Annotated in this window: 6 protein-coding genes, 2 tRNA genes and 1 CRISPR repeat array; of the genes, 7 read left to right on the forward strand and 1 reads right to left on the reverse strand. The window is 59.1% G+C overall.

All coding sequences use genetic code 11. The features are described from left to right. Positions 1-649: 649 nt before the first annotated feature. Positions 650-724 (reverse strand) — tRNA-Thr (locus tag VQ044_RS23040). 232 nt (positions 725-956) lie between these two features. Between VQ044_RS23040 and VQ044_RS23045 the strand changes: the two genes are divergently transcribed. The 7 genes from VQ044_RS23045 (at position 957) to VQ044_RS23075 (ending at position 5,526) form a co-directional block, all read left to right on the forward strand. After that, positions 957-1,032 (forward strand) — tRNA-Phe (locus tag VQ044_RS23045). A 175-nt stretch (positions 1,033-1,207) separates the two neighbouring features. Then, complete coding sequence (locus VQ044_RS23050) at positions 1,208-2,458, forward strand: tyrosine-type recombinase/integrase (RefSeq protein WP_327649892.1); 1,251 nt, start codon at positions 1,208-1,210, stop codon at positions 2,456-2,458. Between the two features lie 3 nt (positions 2,459-2,461). After that, positions 2,462-3,160 (forward strand): hypothetical protein, encoded by a 699-nt coding sequence (locus VQ044_RS23055; protein WP_327649893.1) that lies wholly within the window; start codon positions 2,462-2,464, stop codon positions 3,158-3,160. 275 nt (positions 3,161-3,435) lie between these two features. Next, positions 3,436-3,621, forward strand: a complete 186-nt coding sequence (locus tag VQ044_RS23060; RefSeq protein WP_327649895.1) for a hypothetical protein — start codon at positions 3,436-3,438, stop codon at positions 3,619-3,621. A gap of 100 nt (positions 3,622-3,721) precedes the next feature. Next, positions 3,722-3,928, forward strand: coding sequence for a helix-turn-helix transcriptional regulator (locus VQ044_RS23065; protein ID WP_327649896.1), 207 nt, complete (start codon positions 3,722-3,724; stop codon positions 3,926-3,928). Between the two features lies 1 nt (position 3,929). After that, positions 3,930-4,361: a helix-turn-helix domain-containing protein gene (locus VQ044_RS23070; RefSeq protein WP_327649898.1), complete on the forward strand. Its 432-nt coding sequence runs from the start codon at positions 3,930-3,932 to the stop codon at positions 4,359-4,361. Positions 4,362-4,410: 49 nt separating this feature from the next. Continuing rightward, positions 4,411-5,526 carry a tyrosine-type recombinase/integrase gene (locus VQ044_RS23075; RefSeq protein WP_327649900.1) on the forward strand — a complete coding sequence of 372 codons (1,116 nt, stop codon included), beginning with the start codon at positions 4,411-4,413 and terminating at the stop codon, positions 5,524-5,526. A gap of 84 nt (positions 5,527-5,610) precedes the next feature. Next, a CRISPR array of direct repeats spans positions 5,611-7,626; the repeat unit is 36 nt; unit sequence GTTGTGGTTGGCCTGCGTTTTCTGAGCGGCTACACT. The last annotated feature ends 55 nt before the right edge of the window (positions 7,627-7,681 follow it).

The raw sequence follows: 7,681 nt of genomic DNA on the forward strand, positions 1-7,681 counted from the left end.
GGCAGCTGCGCCGACCTTTGACGGGCTTTACTCCGGGGAATGGGCGCACCCCACATTTAGTGGGCGTGGGTAACAACCGGATAGGCAAGGACCATTCTTTGCCTTTAAATACGTAAGAACTGCTACGATTGAACCAACGATGTAGAATGCCGACTGAAATATCTTTACAGCGCTGTCCATAAACACTACCTCATGTGGCTTTAGTTGTGCCTTTGCCGTCTGCATACCACGTTAAATAGCAAGCATTTTGAAATTCAGACATGGGGAGCCGCTGGACGATGACGAATCCCGCCGGGGTTGCGTCGAGATTGATAGCGGGAGCCTGCGTCTTACGGCTGCGACACGACGAGCATCGGAAGCGCACGTCGTCGATCCGTGCGCCGGGCTCGATCCGATCGAAGGCGAGAAGGTGCCCTTCAGGGTACCCACGTGTGGCAGATGACCCGAATTGCAATGCGGCGACAAGTGGCTTCGCGGAGATTGGAGATCGGCCGAATCACGGTGCGAATGTAGTCGTCCCGCTCGCTCGATCAGCCCTTTGTGCTTTCCCGCTATGCCCGCCCATCCGATCTTGCAACATCGTTTGTAACAGACTTATGGGCGCAAGCCGCTACCACGCAAGGGATTCAAGCCATATCAAAAATTGGGATGGTGCTGCCGGAGAGACTCGAACTCTCGACCTCTCCCTTACCAAGGGAGTGCTCTACCACTGAGCTACGGCAGCGTTGGGCGCTATCTCTCCGATTTCGGTTGGCGCGTCAACAGACAGTGAAGCGAAAAGCAGCCTTTGCCGATCAAAGTCGCGAAGCGCCCCCTGCCGAGCCGGGCAACCCGGCATCGTCATATTTTTCCAGACGCCGCGGCCGAAACGCTGGACAGCGCGTTGGAGCTTTTCTATAAGGCGCGAGCTTTCGTCGGCTTGGCGTTCCGCATTCGGAGCGTTTCGGCGAAACGGCGCCCAGGTAGCTCAGTTGGTAGAGCATGCGACTGAAAATCGCAGTGTCGGCGGTTCGACTCCGTCCCTGGGCACCATTTCTCTATTCGAGACGATCCAAAACAGTCCGAATAACAGTCAAAACCACCAGAAACGCTGAATTCTTGATCCGACGTTGTCCAGCACGGGGTGTTGGTATCCAATTCATTTGTTGGTAGTTTTGTTGGTATCGGCGACGCGACCGAAACTCGATACCAACAAATGGAATGCGGCATGGCCCTCTCCGACCTGCAAATCAAGGCGTTCAGACCTTCCGAGCGTCCCGCGAAACATAGCGACGGGGGCGGGCTTCATTTGTTGGTATCGCCGACCGGCTCGAAGCTCTGGCGGGTGTCCTATCGCTTCAGCGGGAAACAGAAGCTTCTCTCGCTCGGTCCCTATCCGACGGTCTCGCTGGCGGATGCGCGCGCACGGCGCGACGCGGCGAAGTCGCTCCTGAAACGCAACATTGACCCGTCCGAGAAATCGAAGCTGGATCGGATAGCGCTGACAGCGTCCCGCGCCGCGACCTTCGATGCGGTAGCGGATGAGCTGCTTTCCAAATCCGAGCGCGAAGGTAGAGCCGAAGCGACCCTGGCAAAGAACCGGTGGCTTCTCGGATTGGTTCGATCCGACATCGGCGGCCGGCCGATCACGGATATCAGCGCGATGGAAATCCTCGTCCCGCTTCGCCGCATTGAAGCGAAAGGCAACTATGAGACCGCGCGCCGGCTTCGTGCCGTCATCGGCCAAGTCTTTCGGTTTGCGATCGCCACGGCGCGCGCCGATAGCGATCCGACCTATGGGCTTCGCGGCGCCCTCACCGCCCCGACCGTCACGCCTCGCGCGGCTTTCACCGACTGGAAGCGCTTTGGCGGATTGCTTCGCGCGATCGAAGCCTATGAGGGCTCGACCGATACGCGCGCGGCGCTAAAGCTTCTCGCCCTGCTCTATCCGCGACCGGGCGAATTGCGGCAGGCGGAATGGAGCGAATTCGATCTGGCAAAGCGGGTGTGGACGATACCGGCCGCACGGACGAAAACGCGTCGCGAGCATCGCAAACCCTTGTCCGACGCGGCGGTCGCGATCCTTGAGGATGTGAAAGGCCGTTCGGGCTCGGGACGCCTCGTCTTCCCGGCGATCCATACCACCTTGCGGCCGATGAGCGAGAACACGCTGAACAGCGCCCTTCGCCGCATGGGATTCGACAAGGACGAAATGACGTCGCATGGTTTTCGAGCGTCCGCTTCGTCCCTCTTGAACGAAAGCGGCCTCTGGCATTCTGATGCGATCGAGGCCGAGTTGGGGCATGTCGGCGCCGACGAAGTGCGGCGCGCCTATCATCGCGCGGTCTATTGGGAGGAGCGCGTGAAGATGGCTGAATGGTGGGCAACGCAGCTTTCAGCAATTCTTAATGAGAAGACCGCCAAGTTTGCATCTATGACCGCAATCCCGGCCCCTCCGGTTACTCGCATCCGAAGCTAGAGGATGGCATTGCTTCGCGTACCCAGTCCGCTTTGGAAGACGAGCCCAACAAAGTTTGTGGTGAAGTGGAAATTTCCGCTTGCGACCATCTTCGACGAGGACAGCGTCGCCCCTGCCCCAATCCGCAGTCATCATACTGATGAAGAAGCGTCCTCATACTACAATGAAGTCTGCCTACTGCCAGCAGCAGAACTGGAAAAATTGGTTCGCGAGGTGCGCTCCGCTCAAAACCGGAGCCGCAGTAAGCTGTTGGAAATCGAGGAGCAACAACGGTCGTTTAATAGGCCGGACGCTAAAGCCGACTTTGGTTACTGGGCAATGGCATCCTATTGGTCAATCGAAGAGGCAACAGCGCTGTCCCTCGGCCGCGATCCACGACGCGTCCAACTGAAATCGGTCAAGTCCTTCGTTCATATCTCTTCTTTCGCGAAACTTTTCATCGACCGACTCGATCTGCTTCGGCGCGCCCAGACTATGGGCCAGCTTTACGCCCAAAGCTCGCCTTCCGTCTTCCTTGCGTACGCGCAACGCATGGGCCTTGCTGTACCCAGTGAACTCGTTGAATCGGTGACATCGCTCGGCGTGCAAATCGCCGACTGGAAGACACTTTACGAGCGACAGCGAGAGAATTTCGAGAGCGTAAAAGAGGCCTTGGAGACTGAGAGTCCGTTTCAAAACTCTCTACCACGCAGTTCGGAATGAGATTTGGCCGCTGTCAGCGATGCAGTTTCGCCGGTTTCCTGCCCGTGGGGGTTATGCGGAGAAACTACGAACATCGGCTTTCCGGGGTTTCGAAACGGCCTCTGAGCGTGCTGAAAGGAGATCGGACGCGTCACGCCCGACCACTCCTGCGCAAAAGGAACTTCCGCTGCGCGAGCGCGAAAGCTTGCTGAAGCTGGTNTGCTGAAAGGAGATCGGACGCGTCACGCCCGACCACTCCTGCGCAAAAGGAACTTCCGCTGCGCGAGCGCGAAAGCTTGCTGAAGCTGGTCATTGGGATGGCGGTCAAAGGCTACAGCTACGATCCGGCCTCTGGCCGCAGTCCCACCGCGAAAGAAATCGCGACCGATCTGGCATTGATCGGGCTGCCGATGGACGAGGACACCGTTCGGAAATACCTGAAGGAATCGGCGAGCCTGCTTCCGCAAGACCCGGCCGAATAGCGAGGCATAACCGAATTCGGTCTCGCCTTAACCGAATTCGGCCAACGCCGCTGGCGGCTCTCCTAAGCCCATCTCGTCCTGACAGCGACGAGGTGACATCATGACACATCCCGACGACCTTCCCCGCACCGGCTTCCTGCGCTTGCGCTCAATCCTTGCGCCGGCCGGCCCGATTCCCGTTTCCAAATCGACCTGGTGGGCGGGCGTCCGTGACGGCCGCTTTCCCAAGCCGACGAAGCTGGGAAGCCGGATCACCGTGTGGCGGGTGGAAGACATCCGCAACCTGATCGACAAGGGAGCGCGCTGAGATGGCGCGGCGCCCGTCTTGGCGGGCGATCGGCAGGCACCGGACCTACACGGTGGACGAGGCCGCCACCGCGCTCGGCGTTCATCGTAGAACGATCCGGCGATGGCTGAAGGTGGAAGGGCTGGAGGCGATCGACGGCAGGCGGCCGACGCTCATTCACGGTTCGGACCTGATCGCTTTCCTAAAGGCTCGCAAGCCAGCGAAGCGGACACTTCAGCCGCACGAGGGCTTTTGCTTCTCCTGCCGCGAGCCACGCCGGCCGGCCTTCGACGCGGTGGAAGTGGAGGTCTCGGCGTCGGGGCGCCTCTCCTATCTTGCGCTTTGCGAAACATGCGCCACCACCATGCACAAGAAGCTCGGCAAGGGCCTTCTGCCGGCGCTGGAGGCCAGATGCACCGTGACGATCAGACAGGCGGACGCACGCATAGGCTAGATCGCCGATCACCGTCCAAATGTTCACTTGCGAAAGGAGGCTGAAACCCATGGCAAGGCACCACGCGAAAAACGAGCGCATCAAGCGCGCCTACATGATCTGGCTGGAGGATGCGAAGCGCATGGCACCTGCCTCCGTTAATGCCTCACTTGCCGCCATTGCCGGCTTTGAAGCCAGCACCGGCCACCGCGACTTCGCTGCCTTCCACCACGAGCAGGCGCGCGCCTACAAGCGGCGGCTGGCGGAAGCCGGGCACGGCTCCACGGGCAAGCCGCTGGCGAAAGCGACCGTCACGGCCCGGCTAAAGGCCTGTCACGCCTTCTTCGTCTGGCTCGCCGGGCAACCCGGCTATCGGTCGAAGATCAACGGCTCCGACGCGGAATATTTCAATCCGTCCAATCATGACCTCCGGATCGCGACCGCGAGGCGCGAGAAACCCGGCCCGTCTCTGGAGCAGGTGAAGCACGTCATCGCCACCATGCCGGCCAGCACCGATCTGGAAAAGCGCGACCGTGCCGTCGTCGCCTTTATCCTACTGACGGGCGCACGCGACGCGGTGGTCGCCTCGCTGAAAATCCGTCATGTGAGCGTTGCCGGCCGTTTCGTCGATCAGGATGCCCGCACCGTCAAGACGAAGAACCGGAAGACGATCCGCACCGACTTTTTTCCGGTTGGGGAAGAGGTGGAAGCCATCGTCATGGACTGGATCGCCCACCTCACCGGCCGGCTTCTCTTCGGTCCGGACGATCCGCTTTTTCCAAAGACGAAGGTCCTGCCGAACGCGGCCGGCCTCTTTGCGCCGGCGGGGCTGGAGCGGGCGAATTGGTCCAACGCCGGCCCGATCCGTGACATTTTCAAGCGCGCGTTTCCGGCGGCCGGCCAGCCCTATTTCAATCCGCACAGCCTGCGGAAGACGTTGATGAGGCTCGCTTTCGATCTGGGAGTGAATGGCGAAGCGATAAAAGCCTGGAGCCAGAACCTCGGTCACGAGAAACTGGACACAAGCTTCAACAGCTACGGCACCGTCAGCGCGGAACGGCAGCAAGAGATCATGGACAGATTGCGATCCAGCGGTGGCGATCGGACAGCGTGCGCGGTCGGCGGAGCGCCGGACAGAGCAACGATCAAGCGGGTTCTCGAACACATCTCCCGCACTTCGGTATGATGACCGGATAGAACCGCCACTGCCGGCGGGGGGGCAGGCGTGTCAAGGGCCGTCATTGCTCGCTCGAGCCATCCCTAACGGCGGACAGTGGTTGGCCTGCGTTTTCTGAGCGGCTACACTGGCACGAGAAGAACGGAACAGCCGGTAGTTGTTGTGGTTGGCCTGCGTTTTCTGAGCGGCTACACTACGCATAAACAGCTTGATCTTGACGCCGAAGTTGTGGTTGGCCTGCGTTTTCTGAGCGGCTACACTGTACGTGGTGGCCGGTATCCCACTTCCAGGGTTGTGGTTGGCCTGCGTTTTCTGAGCGGCTACACTGCGCCGAAGCGGTTCCGAAGCATCTGAAACGTTGTGGTTGGCCTGCGTTTTCTGAGCGGCTACACTTTTTGGCGTGACCGCTTGCCCTCCGAGGCAGTTGTGGTTGGCCTGCGTTTTCTGAGCGGCTACACTAATCTTCATAAGTCATATCCGTGAGTTTGTGTTGTGGTTGGCCTGCGTTTTCTGAGCGGCTACACTTCCCTTGGGCAGGAGTCCGACCGTCTTGCGGTTGTGGTTGGCCTGCGTTTTCTGAGCGGCTACACTTCGTTGCCGAGGCGATGCCGGAATATACACGTTGTGGTTGGCCTGCGTTTTCTGAGCGGCTACACTGTTGAAGTTGCTCACATCGACGGCATCAGCGTTGTGGTTGGCCTGCGTTTTCTGAGCGGCTACACTTTCACGTCGGCGAAGGGGCGAACCCACTACGTTGTGGTTGGCCTGCGTTTTCTGAGCGGCTACACTCGTCGCCGTGGCCGAATTGGCGTCGTAATAGTTGTGGTTGGCCTGCGTTTTCTGAGCGGCTACACTGGGACGCTAACCGGAGACCTAAACGATATCGTTGTGGTTGGCCTGCGTTTTCTGAGCGGCTACACTGGGTGCGGTCGGTCATGACGGCACCTCAACGTTGTGGTTGGCCTGCGTTTTCTGAGCGGCTACACTGACCGGGCCGGAAGACAGCCGCACCGGCACGTTGTGGTTGGCCTGCGTTTTCTGAGCGGCTACACTCTTGAACCAAATCTTGAGCGCGTCGGAATGGTTGTGGTTGGCCTGCGTTTTCTGAGCGGCTACACTACTGGAGCTTAACGTCACCTCACCCTGGTAGTTGTGGTTGGCCTGCGTTTTCTGAGCGGCTACACTCCGTCTTCTCGACGTTTCGCCAGAACGTGTGTTGTGGTTGGCCTGCGTTTTCTGAGCGGCTACACTAAGCTTCATCCTATCATCCTCGAAATGGCAGTTGTGGTTGGCCTGCGTTTTCTGAGCGGCTACACTGGGGGTAACGGGCTGGCCTCGCTGGCTGCTGTTGTGGTTGGCCTGCGTTTTCTGAGCGGCTACACTAAGGAAAACTGCATGGCCATTGATTGGAGTGTTGTGGTTGGCCTGCGTTTTCTGAGCGGCTACACTGGCCTGATCGATGGAGATATCACCAAGGCAGTTGTGGTTGGCCTGCGTTTTCTGAGCGGCTACACTGGCGTTGGACGCGTTCATGTCCTTTAGCCAGTTGTGGTTGGCCTGCGTTTTCTGAGCGGCTACACTCCAGGGCTGTAATATTGCAACACATGCAGCGTTGTGGTTGGCCTGCGTTTTCTGAGCGGCTACACTGCCAGCCGTAACCGCGGTGTCGTCGACGGTGTTGTGGTTGGCCTGCGTTTTCTGAGCGGCTACACTATCGATTTTACCACACCGACCTGTGAAATGGTTGTGGTTGGCCTGCGTTTTCTGAGCGGCTACACTGCCAGCATCGAATTCGTGCTGTTTGGCGCCGTTGTGGTTGGCCTGCGTTTTCTGAGCGGCTACACTGATGCCGCAGATTCCCACAACCGATAATGCGTTGTGGTTGGCCTGCGTTTTCTGAGCGGCTACACTCAAAGCCGCCGGCGACTACCAGAAGACCTAGTTGTGGTTGGCCTGCGTTTTCTGAGCGGCTACACTGCACGACACTTCGCCGAAAAGAACAACATCGTTGTGGTTGGCCTGCGTTTTCTGAGCGGCTACACTCGGCATCCTTTTGGAGTTAGAACCCATGGAGTTGTGGTTGGCCTGCGTTTTCTGAGAGCTATGGCTGAAAATGGGTGATGGGGCCTGAGAAGGCGGCGTATCGTGGCGGGTTCTGAAGCCT

It is taken from the genome of Aurantimonas sp. C2-5-R2, assembly GCF_036549495.1.
Taxonomy (GTDB): domain Bacteria; phylum Pseudomonadota; class Alphaproteobacteria; order Rhizobiales; family Rhizobiaceae; genus Aurantimonas; species Aurantimonas coralicida_A.